Genomic DNA, 19,286 nt, shown 5'->3' with positions numbered 1-19,286 from the left:
CCTCCTTATATGCGCAACGACCAATCGACTTTCGCGGAAATGAGCATATTTGACCGATGAATTCGCGGAATCGGGACTTATTACCGACGCATCAACGCTTCAGAGTTCATTTCCGCTTGAAGGAGGACAAGGGAATTGGCGAATTGGCCTTCACTGGCTTCGTCACGACAAGGCTGTAGTATTGGTTGATACCCAAGCCTGCCTGGAGCAATCCCTCCATGAAATCCTGATACGCACCCATCGAGGGAGATGAAACGCGCATCAAATAGTCGATCCGACCCCCGATGGCCCAGCAGTCCAGGATTTCCGGAATCTGTTGGATCGCAGCCTCGAAGTGCCGCTGGTCCTCGAGACGGTGGCGATCCAGAACCACCTCAACCATTATAGAGATAATGCCCCCCATGAGGGCCGGACTTAGTCGCGCATAGAATCCCTCAATGATGCCTGCGGCTTGCAACATGCGAAGCCGCTCCGAACAGGCCGACGCTGAAAGGTGAACACGCTTTGCGAGCTCGCTTTTTGAAATCCGACCATCTAACTGGATTTCTGAGAGAATCCGGATATCCCAGGCGTCCAACAGTTGCACAGGATCTGGTTTCGACTGCATGATCTGTTGCTCTCAAGCGTGGTCCAAAGGCAATTAGTGCCAGGAATTCTATCATCAATCCAAGCGAGCGAATTTAGTGGACATCTCTGTCTTCGGCCCGAACGCGTCAGTGTGTGGTTGACGATTGGCATTTGACCAAGAGCGATCCAATCTCAAGGGACGCAGAACAGTTGGGAATTGCCCTCGCCTACGCGGGCGATAACGCACAGTGCGGGGATCGCCTGTCGGCATCGATCTCAGCGTAATTGGATAGTGCTTTTGTCGGTTACCGGCGAGTTTGACCTGATTGGCTCCCTGACTGCACCAGGCAACAATTCTCATGACCGCCTGTCGAACCACGCAATATCCGGGCATTTTCGCAACGAGTGACTTGAAGGCCTTTCCTATGTGCACCGCCGAGGGGCCGAACCCCACAACGCAGTTTGTCCGACTGCCGTAGCCAATATCCGGCGCGATAGCCTGGGCGGATCGCGCAGCCCGGACGAACTCAAACGCCGATGCTGCGAGCGATGCTGTCGGCAGCCATACGCTTACGCCATTCAAGCGGACCCGACTTATGAATGGAGTTTCCCTCAACATCGACAGCCATGATGACGGGCATGTCCTGGACTTCGAATTCATAGATGGCTTCCATGCCCAGATCTTCGAAGGCCACGATCCGCGCCGCCTTGATCGATTTTGAAATCAGATAGGCGGCACCACCCACTGCGATGAGATAGGGCGTTCTGTGTTTGACGATCGCTTCGATAGCCGCCGGTCCCCTTTCGGCTTTGCCGACCATCGCATATAGGCCAGTCTCCGCGAGCATCTTTTCGGTAAAACCGTCCATACGGCTCGAGGTTGTCGGGCCAGCCGGCCCGACGACCTCCCCCCTCATCGCGCGCACGGGTCCGACGTAGTAGATCACACGTCCCCGCAGATCGACCGGGAGCGGCTTGCCGACATCCACTAGCTCGACCATTCGCTGGTGGGCGGCGTCACGGCCCGTCAGCATCCTCCCCGACAGAAGAAGGGTTTCCCCGCAGCGCCATGATGCCGTCTCTTCCTTCGTGAGCGCATCGAGATTGACCCGACGGACCTCGGCTGTGTGCAAATCCTCATGACCGATCTGGGGCCATTCGGAAAGGTCGGGCGGCTGAAGCTGTGCCGGCCCTGTTCCGTCCAAGGTGAACTTGAGGTGCCGGTTGGCGGCGCATTGCGGAATGAGCGCGACGGGCTTGGAAGCGGCGTGAGTGGGATAGGTAGCAACCTTGACGTCAACGACGGTGGTCAAGCCGCCTAGGCCCTGAGCGCCGATGCCTAGCGCGTTAATTCTTTCATAAAGCTCGATCCGCAGCGCCTCCTCCGCGTTCGACGGCCTCCTGGCGATCAGTTCCGACATGTCGATCGGTTCGTTCATTGCCTCCTTGGCAAGCAGCATCGCCTTTTCAGCGCTGCCACCGATGCCGACCGAGATCATTCCGGGCGGGCACCATCCGCTGCCCAGCGTCGAAACGGTGTCGACCACCCAGTCGGCAACGGACGCATTGGGATTCAGGGTGGCGAAACGCGCCTTGTTCTCGGATCCGCCGCCTTTTGCCGCGATGGTAATCTCGATTCGGTTGCCAGGCACTAGGTCGACGTGGACGATTGCCGGCGTGTTGTCGCGGGTATTGATCCGTCCGGCGAGCGGATCGGAGACGACCGATGGTCGAAGGGGATTGTCGGGGTCGAGATATGCCTGCCGGACGCCCTCATTCACGAGGTCAGCGAAACTGGCCTTTGATTTGATGTGAACGTCCATGCCCACCTTGGCAAAGACCACTACGAGACCGGTGTCCTGGCAGATCGGACGCCGCCCGAAGGCCGCCATGCGGGAGTTCAGCAGGATTTGCCCGATGGCATTCTTCGCGGCCGGGCTTAGTTCGCGAGTGTATGCCCGCGAAAGGGACCGGATATAGTCGGGAGGATGGTAATATGAGATGTACTGAAGGGCGTCTGCGACGCTCTTTGTGACATCCTCCCCTGCAATGGTCGATCTTGTCCTATTCACGAAAACTCATCCGCATGCGCCCAACCCGTTGACCAGTTTCAGGCTCTGGAAGCTCCGCACCCCCTGCTCGCCTCCTTCATATCCATACCCGCTCTGTTTAACGCCTCCATACGGCGCATCCGCGGAAACGCCTTTCAGGTAATTTACACTAAGAGCGCCGGCCGAAAGACCGCCGATGAGCGCTCGTTTGGTATCGTCAGCATCGGTGAAGATGTATGCAGCCAAGCCATAGTCAGTGGCGTTGGCTACTTCGATCGCCTCCTCGATCGTGTCGAACGGCGCTACGGTGAGAATCGGTCCGAACGGCTCGTCATGAAGCACTCTGGCATCCTTCGGCACGCCTGTCAGGATCGTTGGCGGCCAGTAAAAACCCGGCTGGCCAAGGCGGGCGCCGCCGGTTTCGATGTTGGCGCCGCGATCGACCGCATCCTTGACGAGGCGCTGCATGGCCTCGATTCGCCGAGCATTAGCCATTGGCCCCATCTCTGTCGCCGGATCGTCCGGTGGACCGATCCTGATCGTGCGGGCGACCTCGGTCATCCGGGCAAGAAACTCCTCGTAGAGAGGTCGCGCGACGAGGATCCTGCTGGGCGCATTGCAGCTCTGGCCAGCGCACTCGAACTTGTATTCCGAAATTGCCGGTATAGCTTTTGCCAGGTCGACGTCCTCGCATACAATGACGGGGGAGTGCCCGCCGAGTTCAAGAACGCACCGCTGCAAGTTATTGGCGGCGAGCTTGGCGAGTTGTTTTCCAACCTCGGTAGAGCCCGTGAATGTCAGGACCTTCACGATTGGCGAGCTGAGGAGATGGCGGGATATTTGCACCGGAACGCCAAAGACGAGATTGATCACGCCGTCCGGAATACCGGCTTGTTGCAAGGCTTCGACGAAATGGACAGCCGCGCTTGGTGTCTCTTCAGCCCCCTTGAGGATTACCGGGCAGCCTGCCGCCAAAGCGGGAGCGAGCTTGCGGGCGATGAGAACGGCGGGATAGTTCCACGGCGTAAAGGCAGCAACGACGCCAACCGCATCGGGGACGATCATCCGGTTCGGGCCCATCGCAATAGGGGCCGACAACTCTTCGGCGTGCGTTCCGTTCCACTCCAGGGTTTCGATAGCGCGCGCGTACTCGCCTGTGGCTTCGGCAATCGTCTTTCCCTGTTCGGCTGACAGGTCCCTAGCCGCTGCTTCAATCTTCGCTGCCAGAATTTTGGCGGCTGCTACGAGAATCTCGCCACGATCCTTTGCAGGCCGCGAGGACCAGGTCTTGTGGCTGCGCTCTGCCGAAGCGAGGGCCTCGTCCAGGTCCGGTATCGTCGCCGAGGCCACCGAGGCAAATTCTATCTCCGTCGCCGGATTGATGACCGAAAGAGCGCCTCCGCTACCACCGGCTCGCCATCTGCCATTGATGAAAAGCTGATAGCTGGTGGCGTTGGACATCCCATGCTCCGCTTGAGTATTTCTGCCAATGCGAGACCAGCCGATCTCCGACCGTGCGCTCACTTTCTGTGCAGTCTCATCGCGATGGTCACGCCGGGTCAAATATGGAATGTCGCCCAAAACCATCTCGAATCCAGATTGATGGCCGGCTGGGGCCGACCGTGGAAGCCTAATAGCACTGGGATCGCTTTGACGGATATGCCTAAGCCCGGACCGGAGCCGTGGCCGGCCACTGCCCGCTCTCGATTAATGTCCTGGTGACATTGGGGATCAGCTTGCGGACAGCAGAGACAGCGGGAGATTGCTCATCTTTGGGGTTGACGGCAAGTACAACGGAGCGGGTAATCACTGGATCAATAATTTTGACTGTCCGGACCTGTCCCTGAGAGGTTTCCCTCTGAATGGCCGACGGGGCAAGGATAGAATACGCTTTTGCTTCCATAACCATATTAATGATCGTAGAAAGGGAGTCGACTTCGAATCTGACGTCAAGCACACAACCGTGCTGCGCAACGACATCAGCCACCGAACGCCTGACATTGTTATTGCGCATGGGAACCGCTAGCGGGAACGCATGCAGATCGGCGAGCGGTATCTCATCTTCGAAAGGCGGTTCACCTGGCGGCGCCACCAGGTAAAGTTCTTCGCGCGCCAGCACCGGCATCCGCCCCGCGCTCTCGGCAGTGCGGTAGAGGACAGCCAGATTGAAGCGGCCGGCAGCCATCCACTCTTCCAGCGGTCCCGTCATGCCCTCAATCATCTTAAGGGAGATCCGTGGCAGCTCGTTTCTGACCGATTCAAGCAGCGGACCACTAAGTACACGCGCAGCCCCGGAGGGAATGCCGATGGTCACCTCTCCGGAAGGAGATGCCACCGTGTTGGTGAGTTCGATCTCGGTGAGGCGAATTTCCCTGAGAATCGTGCGCGCCCGCTCAAGCAGTTTGCTTCCGGAGGCCGTCACACTGATACCGGTCCTGTCACGTACCAGCAGCTGGGTGCCGAAGCCTTCCTCCAATTGACGGACATGGAGGCTAAGGGCGCTCTGAGCGACATGGAGGAGCGAAGCGGCCTTCGTAAAACTGCCGGCTTCCACCACGCCGACAAAGTATTTTAACTGCCTGATATCCACAGCTTAACCCAACTGAAGAGCAACTTCCCCCAGTCCCTTGCGTTTATCTCGAAACGAGATGGGCCGCAAGTGATACTTGCTGCAGACACCAGGAAAGGTTCCCGGCCGGACCATTGAGGGGAAGTAGGTCAGTTGCTACCGGCGGGGGTCAGGATTTCGTGGGCGCGCCGCGCCACTGGCGGATCAACCATCCTACCATTCAACGAGAACGCAGACAGCCCGCGAGCGGCGGCATCGTTTTCTGCCGCGACGACATCGCGGGCCCATTCGAGCTCCTGTGCGCTTGGCGAGAAAGCCTCATTGAATATGGCCACCTGTGTCGGATGGATCGCCAAAGCTCCGGCAAAGCCAAGCCGTCGCGCATGCGCCGCAGCTTCACGAAGTTTGCGAGTGTCCGAAAACTCGCCAATACTTCCTATGAAGCCCAGTGGGAGCAAGCCGGCCGCACGGGCGGCAAACAGAACAGAAAGGTTCGGCGTCAACAAAAGGTCGAATTCCGGCGCGCCGCCAACAGCAGCACTGAAATCTTCAGGACCAAGCGCCATTGCAACCATCCTAGGATGCGCCGACGCAATTGCGCCAAGCCTTTGCAACGCGCCCGGCGTCTCGATCTGGGCAAGGAAGCGGATGCGTCCCTGCGCAAGATTTCTTTCTCGTTCAAGTTCCGAAACGGCATTCGCGATCTCCAGTACCCACTCTGCCGAATCCGTCTTCGGAAGAACAAGCGCCTCAACCCCTGCGATCGCGGCCGCATCGAGATCGGCCGCCGACGCGCGCAAACCGCGATTTACGCGCACCAAAACAGATGCGCCCTTCCGGCCCACCTTTGTCACGGAATCGGAAAGCTGCCGCCGTGCCCCGCCCTTCTGATCCTGAGGAACGGAATCCTCCAGATCTAGAATGATGCCATCTGCACCGCGCTCATGAGCCGTTTCCACAAACCGCGGAATGTGGGCGGGAACGAAGAGCAGGGATCTCCAGCGGGGTACAGACGTCGCGCTTTCATCAGCCGCAAAGGTGTCCTTGATCATGGAGTCGCCTCTGCTGCCGATTTTAGCGACGGCGGTGCCAGTGAGCTATTTGGGCGACCGGCGTGCTGAGATGGTGCGCGGTACACAGGCTCTTTGGAAATAGCGTGCGCGCTCACGCTGACGCGGCTCTCTCGCGCAAACGCCCCAGAACCTCCTCGCGGACAGTCTCGGTATGAGCGCCAAGAGCCGGAACTGGGCGCAGCCCGGGGTGCTCCGAGTTGAAAATCGCCGCCGGTGCTATCGTCTCGACGGTTCCTTCGGGTGTTCCAACCTCAACCCTGCGAATGTGTGGATGGTTTGAAACATCCGCCACTTCGTTTAGCCGGCCGTATGCCAAACCGGCGGCCTCAAGCTCCCGCATCGCTTCATGGCAGGACAGTTCGGAAAAGCGCCTCTCAATGATCTCATCAAGTTGCGCCCGGTGACCGAGGCGCTCCATATTGTCAGCAAAACCAGGTGCGCGAGTAAGCGCCGGCTGCTTCAGGAATTTCTCGCAGAAATTTACCCATTCGCGGTCATTTTGAACCGAAAAGATGACCTCTTTGTCATCGGCACAACGATAGGCGCCATAGGGTGCCAGCGATGGGTGTTTCACGCCGGCGCGTACGGTGTGATAGTCGCTGTAGTCGTTTTGAAGAACTGGAACATTCATCCAGTCGGCGACGGCATCGAACAGTGACACCTGGATGCTGGCGCCTTCGCCGGTGACCTCGCGGTGATAAAGGGCCTGAAGAATGGCACTATGCGCTGTCATGCCCGCCGAGATGTCACAAACCGAGACACCTACACGCGCCGGCCCTTGTTGATTGCCGGTGATCGCGCATAAACCTGTCTCGGCCTGGACGATGAGATCATAGGCCTTCAGATGGGAATACGGCCCTTTGTCCCCGAAACCCGAGATGTCGCAGGCGATCAGCCGCGGGAAGCGTCGGCGCAGATCAGCAGACCCGAAACCCAGTTTTTCGATACTGCCCGGCTTCAGATTCTGGATAAAGACGTCAGCATCGGCAATGAGCGTGTCGAGGACCTCGCGGTCCGCCTCCAACCTCAGGTCTAGACACACCGACTCCTTACCCCGGTTGAGCCAGACGAAGTAAGCGCTCTGCCCCCGAACCAACTTGTCGTAGCTTCGGGCAAAGTCCCCTTCCGGCCGTTCGATCTTGATTACCCGGGCGCCAGCATCCGCAAGGCGAGACGACGCATAAGGCGCGGCCACGGCCTGCTCCACCGCAACGACGGTGATCCCCTCAAGAGAGTTCCGCATGTGACACCGTGCTTTTCACCCAAAGTTTTTCGCCTTGGGCCCGACGACGATTCAGCATCGCCAGCAGGCGATTCTGTTCGTTCCCGACTATGGAAAATGCCTCGTCGACACCCATTCCGGGCTTTGCAAGCATCATGTCTGCCTGGGTCGCCACTGACACGTGGACAGAAGCTTGGGCGGACAGATCTGTCTCGGTACAGCTCCCCCCCACATACGCCCCTACCCTATTCGCCTTGCACATGAGAACGGCGCGCGCCGTATCGACGAGTGAGCCGACATCTGGGGTCTTGATTTGAACGAGATGCGTGGCCTTCGCTTCGGCAAAGAGCCGGATATCCTCAAGCGTATTGCATCTCTCATCCACGACAATGCGTGCGCTGGAACCGCGATTATCCAAGATCGATACGATTTTGGCGTAGTTCTCAATTTGAGCTTGTGTAGAGCCGAAGTCCGCCGGCGATTCGATGTTAAGTGCGAAACCCGGAACGCTCTCGGCAACCATGCAGATGAAATCGGCGATCTGTTGCGGTTCCAGCCCGATTTCCTGGCCGATCCAGCCATACACATCGAAATGCAGCACCGGGTGATACCCCGGGCGGCCGATTTCGCGCGTTCGCGCTGCAACCCACTTCACGAACTCCAAGAAAGTCTGGCCGTCGGCGCCAAATTTCTGCCGAGAATTGATTAGGCCATGGGGAAGGATGTCAACGCCCTTTAAGATCATTTTATCGACGTTGATTTCCCGAGCATCACCGCTCTGGCAATAAATTGGAACCCTCCGTTGGGGCAGCGGTAGGTCAAACTCCGCGCATATGATCTCCGCCATCGTCTTGCGCTGAAGATGAGCGGCGGCGCGAAGGAGCGCCTGACTGACGCCATACTCAATCGCGAGAGGTAATCGCTTGTGTTCGAAGGGCTCGAACACCTTCGCGCACGCGTCAAGATACCTAGACGCATCGACATCGAGAAGCCGCGGCACCACCACCCGCGACGTCGAATCGGACATTTGAATCGGGTCGAACAGCGGATCCCGTCCGCCAGCACCAGAGTACTGGACGTTCATCATGTCACCCCAAACAACGGTGTCGTCGGTAAGGACAAGCCCGACGCTTAGCGAGGATCCTGGAATGCGAATTGCCGTGAACCCAGGCGTTATCGGTTCGCCAAGATAAATGAATCCATCCTGAATCGCGCCGACTCTGATGGCAGATTGGTCGTCATAGAAAAATGCGCCTGTGCCAGGCGCGAGAAGGACTTCTTTGATCTGCACTTTCACTCGCTCGACTGTCGGACGGAGTTGACGTAGGATGCGGTTCGAACCTTTTCACTAGCATGCGCCACTTGGCCTTGAGTTCGCCAATATAATCTCCCGGCCAGCACCATCGCGTTTTCAGATGGCCAGGCCTGTCCGAGAGATTCCGTACCTTTCACCCAACTGGACACCTCGAACTACTGGCATTTCGGAGGCGGGTGCCTGCCGCCCTACAGTCCCGACTTCAATCCGATTGAGAACGCCTTCGCCAAACTCAAGGCGCTGCTGCGAGCAAAGGCCGAGAGAATCATCAAGGCTCTGTGGGACGCGGTCGGCGCGGTCGTCGACCTCTTCACCCCAGCCGAATGTGCCAACTACTTCAAAGCCGCAGCATATGAACCGGATTAAACAGGACCTGCTCTAGGAAGGCGAAGAACCAATCACTGCGGCTGTTTCCCCTGAAGCGATCAATCTCGGGGAAATACTGCGGCAGGTAATGCGTCAGGATGGTGCTGGATCTCGATCTTGGCTCTTGCAATCGCTTCATGGATCTTCGACAGTTCCTGCACATCGTTGATGCCGGCGCGCAGTGGATCATGATAGCGTAAATCGACCCGGAAAATGGACGCACAAATCTTCGAAGAGTTGCACACGATCGGCCACACCATGCGGAGCGCTTGGACACGGGCTTGGCCAGTCTGAGCGTAGACCGGCTTCGGCCTTTCCGGCGTCTTTGCCTTTGTAACGGCTGGAGCGGGTGGGGTCGCCGGCTTGAGCGCCGGGGTGGGACTCGCAATAAGGACTTGCGTCGAGACCTTTTGTAGACTTCGTAGGTAACGCGGTTTGGCTTCAATGGAGAACGTCGGGCGGATTTCGCCCGCGTGCCAGGCGCTCGACAGGCTTGCTACGAACGCGGCCAGGTTGGCGGTTCGGATGTCGTCGGTGGCGGCGTTTCGCCGTCAGCCAAGGCTTCCAGATAAGTTCGTCACGTACAAGAGAGGTATGGGCGCGTCGGTGTCAACGATTGTGCCAAGTCCATCGACGGTGATTAGCGCCCGAACAATGCGGTTTGGTCGCAGCACTACTGCTTTGGAATAGGTTCCGGATATTTACAATCAAAAACACGTAACTTATCGGACTTTACAGAGGTATCCGGAAAAATCTCAAAATACCTCATCGTCATTTTATTGTAAATTCTGTCACTGATATATAAAAATCCGATTTTCTTATTTTTTAGAAGCGAACGCGTATTCTCTGGCCGAATGAATACAGTCACTTTCTCATGTTTTAGATGCTCGAAAGCAAATTGCACTACCGCCTTGCCGGCCTCCACCGCGATCCCCTTTCCGGAGGCCGCAAGGTGGAGGACGGTTGCCATTTCCACGTTATTCGGATCTTCGGGCAGATACGAGCCGCTGCGCATCAATCCACAATAGCCAGCGAATTCTCTGGCTTGGCCTTCATCTTTGACGAACACCATCCATTTACCGAAACGATTGTGCTGCCAATGATTAATGTACTGAAGCAGTACAGCTTTCGACTGCTCTATCGTCGGATAGACCCCATCCCCGACGGCGTTTACAACGAACGGATCGCTATGAAGTCCATGTAGTAGAAGCTCATCGCTATGCAATGGCGGCCTTAAGATTAGGCGCGGCGTTTCAAGGATGTGCACGAGAGGAGTCCTTTTTGCATACGGAACAAACGTGGGACTATGATCTCCTAGAATGCGCGTTCCTTGGGTTAACGTTCTAAGAAATCTCTGCAACAATCTTGTTTCCTGATGCTGAAGCTTCTTTAAATTCGCTGAGAGGCACAGCCATTGCACGTTTATGATGTTACTGGAGTCGCGGCGCTTCGAAGGAGAAGCAGGGCCCCTGTCGTTCAAAGGCACACCCGGCCGCGTATCGGCATGAAATAGGGATAACGGACCAACGAAGGAGGAGTTGATTCCGCCCGAAAGGGCGTGATTCGGATCGTTCCCGTGGGGAACGATAGGCAAGGTGATCTCGTTAGCAGGCACGATCCTGGATCGAACTCTCCCAAAGTCGGTTCAACATATTGAGCGCCTCGCTCTACTGACTCCCCCATGCGGCGGCCTAACGTCGACCGCGAAGAGCGAGTGATCCGCGGGGCGACATTATCCGGAAAATTCAGAGGAGCTTGACCTCAACGACCCCAATCAGAGAAGCCTGCTAGGCAAACAATTGGCTTTGCTTTCCTCAAAGGCGCCTTGAACCCGATCCTCCATTTGGCTAGGTGGCAGCCCAACCCCTTCGATGCGGTAGTCAGGTCCCGGCTGCGGAAGCGTCGGCAATCCACTTCGTTAGGCTCTTGCTGAAGCTGCGCGGGACGAGAAGATCGCATTCGAATGCGCTCCTGCGCAGCAGCAGGACCGGCACGCGATGGAGGCCGGTCTGGACCGCCCGTCCCTCGCCTAGTGTCTCCCAATCCACCGCGACGCACCGCTCCAACACATATTTGAGGTCGCTGCTGGAAAGTCGCAGCCTCACCCTGCCCTCGCCGAGCGGGAGCGCGCAGCCGAGTTCCGGATCGACATCGAAAATGGGCGGCGGGCCGTCGCAAAGCAGCCAGAACCTGCGTGGCGCAACGCGGATCATCAGCCGGCTGTCATGACGAGCGGTCTCGCCGACTTCGCTCGGCGGCTGCCCGCCCAGCATCCGGTGCAGTTCCGCCTCGAAGCGCGCCATCGCGCCGTTCCAGCCCTCGAATTGGACGATCGCGCAGTCATACGCCGCCATTTCGAACCCCGCCATGGTCGAACCATCAGCCATGGAGCCGCTCTCCCTTCGGGTCGAGGAAAATGGGCGAGACTACCCGGGCCCGCACCGTCTGGCCCGCGATCGGATAAGTGGCGACGATCTCGGCGTCCTCCTCCGCTGCCTCCCGGGCTAGCAATCCCAGCCCCACCCAGGCGTCGAGCGTGGGGCTGTAGGTCACGGAGGTGATGCGGCCGAGACCGTGGCCCTGGATCGGCTCGCTAGGCCTGAACAGGATCGCTCCTTGGTGCAACCGCTTCCCAGGCTCGATGCAGCGCAGCCCGACCAGCCGCGGGCGCGCCGGGTCGCTGAAGGCTTCGCGGCGGCCAAGCACCTCGCCCACATAGCCGCTGCGCTTGCCCGCCATGCGGCTGAGCGCTAGGTCGTCGAGCGTCGTCCTGCCGTCGATCTCCGGTCCCGCGACATGGCCCTTCTCGATGCGCAGGGCGCCCAGGGCCTCGACGCCGTAAGGCTTCAGGCCCAAAGGCGCGCCGGCCTCCATCAGGTGGCACCACACCTCCTTGCCAACGCTCGCGCCGACATAGATCTCGTAAGCCCGCTCGCCGGAAAAGCTAAGGCGGATGATGCGCAGGGGCCCGCCGCGATATTTCTCTTCAAGCAGCCCCATATATGGCAACGCCTCATTTGAGACGTTGCAATCGGGAAACGCGGCGGCGAGGATATCGCGGCTGTTCGGACCGGCGACCGACATCGCCGCCCATTCGTAGGTGACCGAAGTCACCGAAACGCGAAGGTCGGGCCAAGCAGTATCGAGCAGGAACTCGAGCCGGGACATTACGTCCTCGGCCTTCGCGGTCGATGTCGTCATGAAGAAGTGCCGCTCACCGAGTCGGCTCGTGGTGCCATCGTCGAAGACGATGCCATCGTCGCGCAACATGATGCCGTAGCGTGCGCGGCCGACCGGCAGCTTGGCAAAGCCGTTAACATAGACTCGGTCGAGGAATTCAGCTGCGTCCGGTCCCTGTACGTCGATCTTGCCGAGCGTCGAGATGTCCATCAGCCCGGCCGCCTCGCGCACCACCCGCATCTCCGCGACATAGGCCTCGTTTACGTCGCGGCCGGAAGCACGATAGAACCAGGGCCGCATCCAGAGCCCGCCCTCCAACATCTGCGCGTCGTTGGCGACATGCCACTCATGCATCGGTGTGCGCCGGATCGGCTTGTAATGATGGCCAATGCTGCGCCCGGCCAGCGCGCCGATGGCGACCGGTGTATACGGCGGCCTGAACGTTGTGGTGCCAACTTCCGGAACCGCCATGCCGCGCAGGCCGGCCATGGCCGAAAGGGCATAGAAATTACTTGTCTTGCCCTGATCGGTGCCCATGCCGAGCGTCGTGTAGCGCTTCAGGTGCTCGACTGACTCGTAACCTTCGCGGTGAGCGAGAGCTATGTCTTGCGTGGTCACATCCATCTGTAGGTCGACGAAGGCCTTGCCTTCGGCAAATTTCGTCCCTTTTTCGTCCCCCTCTCGGGTTCGCTTCGCAAACCACCTCTCCTCCGATCGACGGGGGCGATGATGCTCGGGGCACACGGTATGGCTCCCGTGGTCTGCCCTCACGAAGTGGGGGAGAGGTGCCGAGCGAAGTGAGGCGGAGAGGGAGTTATCATGAGGTCTCGCATCGATCTCAGTCAGTTGGAGCCCGACCGGCTGGGGGACTGATTTCGCTATGCCGCAGAACGCAGATGCCTCGGCCCCTGCACGATGCCCCTCCCCGATCGCGCCCCCTGTAGTGAAGCCTCCCGTCACGGCACCGGCCACGAACAGCCCCGCTCCGAGCTTTCCAGGAACGAAAGTACGCATGTCTTCGCGATAGACCGGCTTCACCCCGAGATGGGATATCAGATGCACGGTCGGCGACCAGCCGCCGGAGACCGCAACCAGGTCGCATCTGACCGTGGCCGGACCGCCCGGTTCGGAAAGCGTAACAGCGCGTACGGCCCGACTCCCCAAGGCATTGGCAATTCGCGATTTCGTGCGGACGGCGATGCACCGGCGGCGCGCCTGTTCCAGAAGTTCATGTATCGGTTCGGCGCGGCTGTCAGCTATCGTCACCTCCGCCCCGGCTGCCGCTAGATCGAAGGCTGCTTTGTAGGCGCTGTCGTTGTCGGTCGCAACCACTACCCGGGTACCCGCCAGTACGGCAAAGCGGTTCAGATAGATCCGCGCCGCGGAGGCCAGCATGATGCCGGGTCGGTCGTTATTGGCGAAAGTAAGCGGCCGCTCAAGCGCCCCAGACGCATAAACGATCGATTTCGCTCGCAGAAGCAGTAGCGTCTGGCGCGCTTGCCCTTCTTTCGGATCGGCGGTTCCGGAGCCGTGCCGCTCCACGAGCCCGAGCACATTGCCGTCATAAGCGCCAAACGCCGTGGTGCGCGTCATCAAGGAGACATTCGGCATTTCGGCGAGCCGTGCGAGCATACCCGAAAGCCAAGCCGCGGACTCAGTGTCCGCCGGGTCCGACAGAAGCGTGCCACCGGGTGCAAAATCTTGTTCAATCAGGACCACTCTGGCGCCGGCCTCGCCCGCCGCGAATGCGGCGGAGAGCCCCGCCGGGCCGCTGCCGACTACCGCGACGTCGGCGAAGAGATGGCGGACGTCGTAGCGATCCGGATCGGGCTCCTCGCCCGCACGGCCGAGCCCCGCCGCCTTGCGGATGAAGTGTTCATAAAACATCCAGGCCCGCCGGGTCGGACCCATGAAGGTTTTGTAGTAGAACCCTGCCGACAGAAATGGCGCAAACAGGCCGTTTATGCCCTGAGCATCAAATTTGACCGACGGCCAGCGGTTCTGGCTTTCGGCGACCAGCCCTTCAGCCAGTTCCACCGTCGTCGCCGTTAGGTTCGGCTCGCGGCGGCCGCCCATCCCCAACGTCACAAGCGCATTCGGCTCCTCGGGCCCGGCTGAATAGATGCCGCGCGGCCGGTGATACTTGAAGCTGCGGCCGGCAAGGCGGACACTGTTCGCCAGCAGCGCCGAGGCGAGCGTGTCGCCGCGAAAACCGTTCATCGCCCTGCCGTCGAAGGTGAATTCGATTGGCTGCGAGCGGTCGATCCGCCCACCTATAGCAACCCGCTTCATGCGCGCGTCTCCCGAGCGAAGCGGATCGAGGCGATGGCATGGCTCCGCGTGTCGCGCTCGACGACCAGCCATTGCCGGCAGCCCATCACATGCTGCCAATATTCGCGATGCAGCCCGGCTGGGTTCTCGCGCACGAAGACGTAGCGGTACCAGGCTTCGAAATCCGGATCGTCATATGCCGGCCGGTTCACCGAGGCGTCTCCGCCATAGCGGAACTCGTCGTGGTCGCGCGGACCGCAGCAGGGACATTCGATGCGCAGCATGATCTTTCCGTCTCTCGATTATTGCAGCCAGGTGAATGGGCCGGCGCCTGCCTCATCGATCGTGCGGCCGGTGCGGAAGCGATCGAGCCGATAGGCGGCGGTGAGCGGATGGGCTTCGCCCTTGGCGAGCGTATGCGCAAAGCACCAGCCCGAAGCGGGTGTGGCCTTGAAGCCGCCGTAACACCAGCCGCCGTTGAGGTAGAGCCCGTCGATGGGCGTCGGGCAGATAATCGGGCTCGCGTCGGGCGTCATGTCCATCACGCCGCCCCAGTGCCGCAGGATGCGCAGCCGCGAGATGCAGGGCATCATTGCGACCGCCGCCTCCGCGACCTCGCGCACAACCGCGAGATTGCCGCGCTGCGCATAGGAATTGTAGCCGTCGAGACCGCCGCCGAATACCAGCCCGCCCTTGTCGGATTGGCTGACATAGAAATGGTCCGCGCCATAGGCGACGACATGGTGGACGAGCGGCTTGATCGGTTCGGTCACGAAGGCCTGGAGGACATGGCTCTCGATCGGCAGTTCAAGGCCGGCCTTCCGGGCGAGCACCGAGGTGTGCCCCGCCACCGCAAGCCCCACTTTTGCGGCGCCGATTCGGCCCTTCGTCGTCTCGACGCCGACGATGCGGTCGCCTTGACGGATGAAGTCTGTCACCTCGCAGCCCTGGATGATGTCGATGCCCTGGGCGTCGGCGGCGCGCGCGTAGCCCCAGGCCACCGCGTCATGGCGCGCGGTGCCCGCCCGGCCCTGAAGTATCGCGCCGTGAACCGGAAACAGCGCCTTCTCCGAAAAATTAAGATAAGGCACCATCCGGCGCACCTCCTCGCGATCAAGCAATTCGGCGTCGATCCCGTTTAGCCGCATGACGTTGGCGCGATAACCGAAAGTGTCGAATTCGCCGGGCGAATTGGCGGTCAGCAAAAAGCCGCGTTGGGAGAACATCACGTTGAAATTGAGCGCCCGGGACAGGCCCTCCCACAGCTTCATCGAAAATTCGTAGAACTGGGTATTGCCATCAAGCCGATAGTTCGACCGAACGATTGTGGTGTTTCTGCCGACGTTGCCACCACCGATATAGCCCTTCTCCAGTACGGCCACATTGCGGACGCCGTGGTTCTCGGCCAGATAGAAAGCGGTCGCCAGGCCGTGCCCACCGCCGCCCACTATAACAACATCATAGGCCGACTTCGGGTCGGGCGCCCGCCAGGCGCGCCTCCAGTGCCTTTGGCCCGTGAGCCCATTGCGAAGGATGGAAAAAGCCGAATAGCCGCGCATGCCAATCCCGCTATTTGACGAAGGCGTCGGGGGAAGTTGCAGAAGGTTTCCCCGCACCCCGCTTTGTGATGCGGACAGATTCGGATATCGCAATGCCCCAGTCCTTTAGCCAGAACCCAGTCGTTATGATTTCACCAACATAGAACATTCGGTCTCAGTCCCTCCGCCCCGAATAGCAGCTTGGTCGTTATAGAAAAATGCGCCATTGGCCATGCGCGAGAAGGACATCTTTGATCTGCATGCACTTCACCTTGCATCAACGGGCATCAGTTCGAACCATTACCTGTCAACTATGCGCCACTTGGCGTAGGACTCACCAACATAAAGTCACGAACTGTACCATCGTGTTTTCAGATGACAGAAGACCGCGCCGCGTGAAGGAAGTTGTTGCGCGCAGTTGTACGCGCCGCGGGATTTGATGCGGCGATCTCAGTCATATCTGCGTGGGACAGCCGCGCGCCCCAGCTTTCGTTCGATCGAGCTTCTCAAGCATCATATGACGCTCGGCATGGAAACGCACTGAGTAAGATAAGACCGGTTACAATCGCCGGATGAAAAACACTCCCTGTCGGCGAGACTCGATTTGCGAGTGATGTTGCGAAGGATGATCGGCGCGTCTTTGCGTTGCGATGCCAATCGCCGCTGATGAAATGTGCGCCTCGCTCCCTCCACGAGTGGGCAGGTTGCTCCACTCGACGAATTCCAAACGAGATACCGGACGACAAGTCGACAAGTCTTCATCCTGTTAAAAATTTCCGAAGACAGGACCGTCTAGTCAAAGGCTCGTTGTCCGAAGTTCTAAACACTCGTTCAGGTTTAAACTGGCGCCTTCTCGGCCTCTACGGCCATCGATCGAAACTCATCGGCGCTGTACTCACCGAGTTGCTCTAACAACCTTGGCCACGCAGAAAGGCCTTCCGTCAAAGAGGCCAACCGGAAGAATTCGTTAGGCGCATGAATATCCTCATCCGGCAGGGCAAATCCGAACATCAGCGTTTGGATTCCCAACAACTCCTGGAAAATCACGGTGATGGGAATGGACGCGCCCAGCCGGACAAGCACCGGCTCTTGACCGGTGGCCTCAGACAAGACTTTTTTTGCCGCAAGCACAAGTGGATGCTCGGTAGGGAGGTTGAAAGCTCTGCTCCCAGTTCCCGGGTCGTCGATCGAGAGCTTAATGTCCGCGGGGCAAACGAAGCGCAGATGAGCCTTCAGCGCGTCTAAGGCCTGGCCAGGGTCCTGTCCGGGCACGATCCTCAATGATAGCTTAGCGTGGGCAGCACTTGGGATCACTGTTTTGCTGCCGAACCCGGTGTAACCTCCCCACATTCCGTTTACGTCCAAGGCCGGTCGAAGCGTTAGCTGCTCACGTATCGTGAAGCCATGTTCCCCGTGAGCCCGCGCCCCAACATCCTTGACGAAAGCGGCCTCGTCGAAGGGAAATCTGGCCGTCTCAGCTCGGGCACTCACAGAAACGGAAGGGAGAGCCGCCAGCAATCCCGGGATTGCAATCGCGCCATCCTCATCATGTAACGAAGCGATGATCTTCGCCATCACATGTGCGGCGTTCCGGACCGCGCCGCCGTAACGGCCAGAATGAAGGTCTTTATCGGCGGTTCGGATTGAAATCTCAAACTCAACAATTCCGCGCGATCCGACATTTATCGTTGGGATTTTGGGATGCGCTCGCGCGCCATCAGCGGATATCATTCCGTCAGCCTGCAGCAAGTCGCCGTACCGCTGCACAATCGGCCGCAGACTAGGACTGTTGGTTTCTTCTTCCCCTTCCAAAAAGACTTTCACATTCACGGGGCACGCACCCCGGAGTTTCAGAAATGCGGCGATTGTCTCGAGCGCGATTGCAGTCGAGCCTTTAACGTCAGATGCCCCACGAGCGTAGAGCCGTCCGTCGCGGATGGTTGGTTCAAAAGGTGGAGTTACCCAAGCTTCTGCCGGGTCCGGGGGTTGAACATCGTAGTGTCCATAGATGAGCAAAGTAGGTTTCCCCGGCGCCCCGTTCCAAGCTCCGTAAACGGCTGAGTGACCACCGCCATCGAGAAGTTGGACATCGCTCAAGCCCATGCGCTCGAGCCAGCTTATTAGAAACGCTTGCGCGTCCCGCATTCCTCCTATGAATGCTGGGTCTGTGCTCACGCTTGGCAGCCGCAAGAAGGCGCAAAGTCTATCCACGATTTCGCTCTGGCGACCGAGTAGGTCTTGAACGATTGTATCTACATGCATGGTCTTCTCCTGGCGCTCTCCGGAAGGACACCCCTCCCGCTAATGCGAGCACTCATTCTTTTGGTTGTGTCGATTCGAACGTCACGTGATTCTCATGCGGGCCGCCTTCCTACGCGATGGGTGCTTACTACGCCAAACGAATGTACGCCAAGCTTTTCGGCAAGTTGAGAAGATCACATCAAATACTACGTCACCTTGATCCATGATGGCTATCAACCTCGGCTACCTCTTCATGCCTTGGCTCATTGCGGATCGAAGAATGTGCCGTTCGATCTCCAGACAAACTGCGCGCGATTGTGCTTTTCGCACTGTCTCTCTTCTTCCCCGGATGAAGGCGCCTCGCTTGCGTTTCGCGGCAGCGACGGGACGACGGTAATTGAGGCGATGAAAACCCTCATGCCCCCTCCGGAGCCAAGCATCACCAGACCGCAAGAGCCGCAGGTGCGTCTAAATTGACGAGCACGGGAGGCAAGCGATCTTCGCAAATCGAACCCGTCGGTACTTGATCCGGCCATCGGCCGCATCAACCTAGTGCGACAATGGCCGCAGCCTTTCTGCGGCCCCAAGAGCACCCCGTTATCAGAGGAGCCCTGTGAATGGTTTGCGTGTTAGGCCACCGACGAAGAATTCAACCATGGATGTATAATCAAACACTGGAAGGTCAGTCGCCTCTTGAACTGCAGCCGCGTATGGTCCCAGCCCGCCACACTCAAGCAAGAGCATGCCGATATCCGGCCGATCCTTCTGCAGAGTCAAGATCGCATTGACCACATCAGCCTGGACTGCCTGCACGTCTAGGTCACCATACGGCTCCAGGAAGAAGCCGGCAAATATGGGAGCGTCATCGAGTCCAAAGACAACCACCCTGTCAC

The 19,286-nt window shown here is 59.0% G+C and carries 14 protein-coding genes and 2 pseudogenes; 1 reads left to right on the top strand and 15 read right to left on the bottom strand.

From position 1 onward, the window contains the following. Positions 1-106: 106 nt before the first annotated feature. The 7 genes from AC0ZT5_RS31590 to AC0ZT5_RS31560 all read right to left on the bottom strand — a co-directional run bounded on the left by AC0ZT5_RS31590 (position 107) and on the right by AC0ZT5_RS31560 (position 8,773). Positions 107-607 carry an Lrp/AsnC family transcriptional regulator gene (locus AC0ZT5_RS31590; protein WP_488499604.1) on the bottom strand — a complete coding sequence of 167 codons (501 nt, stop codon included), beginning with the start codon at positions 605-607 and terminating at the stop codon, positions 107-109. A gap of 487 nt (positions 608-1,094) precedes the next feature. After that, positions 1,095-2,639, bottom strand: coding sequence for a fumarate hydratase (locus AC0ZT5_RS31585; protein WP_488499603.1), 1,545 nt, complete (start codon positions 2,637-2,639; stop codon positions 1,095-1,097). A 6-nt stretch (positions 2,640-2,645) separates the two neighbouring features. Beyond that, positions 2,646-4,079: an aldehyde dehydrogenase family protein gene (locus AC0ZT5_RS31580; protein WP_488499602.1), complete on the bottom strand. Its 1,434-nt coding sequence runs from the start codon at positions 4,077-4,079 to the stop codon at positions 2,646-2,648. Between the two features lie 202 nt (positions 4,080-4,281). After that, complete coding sequence (locus tag AC0ZT5_RS31575) at positions 4,282-5,208, bottom strand: LysR family transcriptional regulator (RefSeq protein ID WP_488499601.1); 927 nt, start codon at positions 5,206-5,208, stop codon at positions 4,282-4,284. Positions 5,209-5,336: 128 nt separating this feature from the next. Continuing rightward, positions 5,337-6,239: an HpcH/HpaI aldolase/citrate lyase family protein gene (locus AC0ZT5_RS31570; RefSeq protein ID WP_488499600.1), complete on the bottom strand. Its 903-nt coding sequence runs from the start codon at positions 6,237-6,239 to the stop codon at positions 5,337-5,339. A gap of 112 nt (positions 6,240-6,351) precedes the next feature. Then, entirely contained in the window at positions 6,352-7,503 is a 1,152-nt protein-coding gene (locus tag AC0ZT5_RS31565) for a CaiB/BaiF CoA transferase family protein (protein ID WP_488499599.1), read from the bottom strand. Next, positions 7,487-8,773: a methylaspartate ammonia-lyase gene (locus AC0ZT5_RS31560; protein WP_488499598.1), complete on the bottom strand. Its 1,287-nt coding sequence runs from the start codon at positions 8,771-8,773 to the stop codon at positions 7,487-7,489. The genes AC0ZT5_RS31565 and AC0ZT5_RS31560 overlap by 17 nt, the downstream gene beginning before the upstream one ends. 204 nt (positions 8,774-8,977) lie before the next feature. Here AC0ZT5_RS31560 and AC0ZT5_RS31555 point away from each other — a divergent pair. Next, positions 8,978-9,163: pseudogene (locus AC0ZT5_RS31555) on the top strand (IS630 family transposase); the annotation flags it as partial. A 7-nt stretch (positions 9,164-9,170) separates the two neighbouring features. On the opposite strand, the pseudogene AC0ZT5_RS31550 reads toward AC0ZT5_RS31555, so the two are convergent. The 8 genes and pseudogenes from AC0ZT5_RS31550 to AC0ZT5_RS31515 all read right to left on the bottom strand — a co-directional run. Beyond that, positions 9,171-9,357: pseudogene (locus tag AC0ZT5_RS31550) on the bottom strand (IS110 family transposase); the annotation flags it as partial. Between the two features lie 479 nt (positions 9,358-9,836). Then, positions 9,837-10,430, bottom strand: a complete 594-nt coding sequence (locus tag AC0ZT5_RS31545) for a GNAT family N-acetyltransferase (protein WP_488499597.1) — start codon at positions 10,428-10,430, stop codon at positions 9,837-9,839. 613 nt (positions 10,431-11,043) lie between these two features. Beyond that, positions 11,044-11,532, bottom strand: coding sequence for a sarcosine oxidase subunit gamma (locus AC0ZT5_RS31540; RefSeq protein WP_488499596.1), 489 nt, complete (start codon positions 11,530-11,532; stop codon positions 11,044-11,046). A gap of 10 nt (positions 11,533-11,542) precedes the next feature. Next, entirely contained in the window at positions 11,543-14,635 is a 3,093-nt protein-coding gene (locus AC0ZT5_RS31535; RefSeq protein WP_488499595.1) for a sarcosine oxidase subunit alpha family protein, read from the bottom strand. Further along, on the bottom strand, positions 14,632-14,898 hold the full coding sequence (locus AC0ZT5_RS31530; RefSeq protein ID WP_488499594.1) for a sarcosine oxidase subunit delta: 267 nt from the start codon (positions 14,896-14,898) through the stop codon (positions 14,632-14,634). The genes AC0ZT5_RS31535 and AC0ZT5_RS31530 overlap by 4 nt, the downstream gene beginning before the upstream one ends. 18 nt (positions 14,899-14,916) lie before the next feature. Beyond that, on the bottom strand, positions 14,917-16,173 hold the full coding sequence (locus AC0ZT5_RS31525; protein WP_488499593.1) for a sarcosine oxidase subunit beta family protein: 1,257 nt from the start codon (positions 16,171-16,173) through the stop codon (positions 14,917-14,919). An 816-nt stretch (positions 16,174-16,989) separates the two neighbouring features. Continuing rightward, positions 16,990-18,414, bottom strand: coding sequence for a M20/M25/M40 family metallo-hydrolase (locus tag AC0ZT5_RS31520; protein ID WP_488499592.1), 1,425 nt, complete (start codon positions 18,412-18,414; stop codon positions 16,990-16,992). Between the two features lie 579 nt (positions 18,415-18,993). Next, the coding region (locus AC0ZT5_RS31515; protein WP_488499591.1) for an aspartate/glutamate racemase family protein at positions 18,994-19,286 on the bottom strand (293 nt) is incomplete at its 5' end.

Source organism: Mesorhizobium sp. CNPSo 4670 (assembly GCF_057784235.1).
This window is presented reverse-complemented; position numbering and strand designations above follow the sequence as displayed.

Bases quoted from the DNA above. Each gene is read 5' to 3' on its own strand.
- AC0ZT5_RS31590 (WP_488499604.1), bottom strand. From the start codon at position 607: ATGCAGTCGAAACCAGATCCTGTGCAACTGTTGGACGCCTGGGATATC.
- AC0ZT5_RS31580 (WP_488499602.1), bottom strand. From the start codon at position 4,079: ATGTCCAACGCCACCAGCTATCAGCTTTTCATCAATGGCAGATGGCGA.
- AC0ZT5_RS31570 (WP_488499600.1), bottom strand. From the start codon at position 6,239: ATGATCAAGGACACCTTTGCGGCTGATGAAAGCGCGACGTCTGTACCC.
- AC0ZT5_RS31565 (WP_488499599.1), bottom strand. From the start codon at position 7,503: ATGCGGAACTCTCTTGAGGGGATCACCGTCGTTGCGGTGGAGCAGGCC.
- AC0ZT5_RS31540 (WP_488499596.1), bottom strand. From the start codon at position 11,532: ATGGCGGGGTTCGAAATGGCGGCGTATGACTGCGCGATCGTCCAATTC.
- AC0ZT5_RS31535 (WP_488499595.1), bottom strand. From the start codon at position 14,635: ATGAAGCGGGTTGCTATAGGTGGGCGGATCGACCGCTCGCAGCCAATC.
- AC0ZT5_RS31530 (WP_488499594.1), bottom strand. From the start codon at position 14,898: ATGCTGCGCATCGAATGTCCCTGCTGCGGTCCGCGCGACCACGACGAG.
- AC0ZT5_RS31525 (WP_488499593.1), bottom strand. From the start codon at position 16,173: ATGCGCGGCTATTCGGCTTTTTCCATCCTTCGCAATGGGCTCACGGGC.
- AC0ZT5_RS31520 (WP_488499592.1), bottom strand. From the start codon at position 18,414: ATGCATGTAGATACAATCGTTCAAGACCTACTCGGTCGCCAGAGCGAA.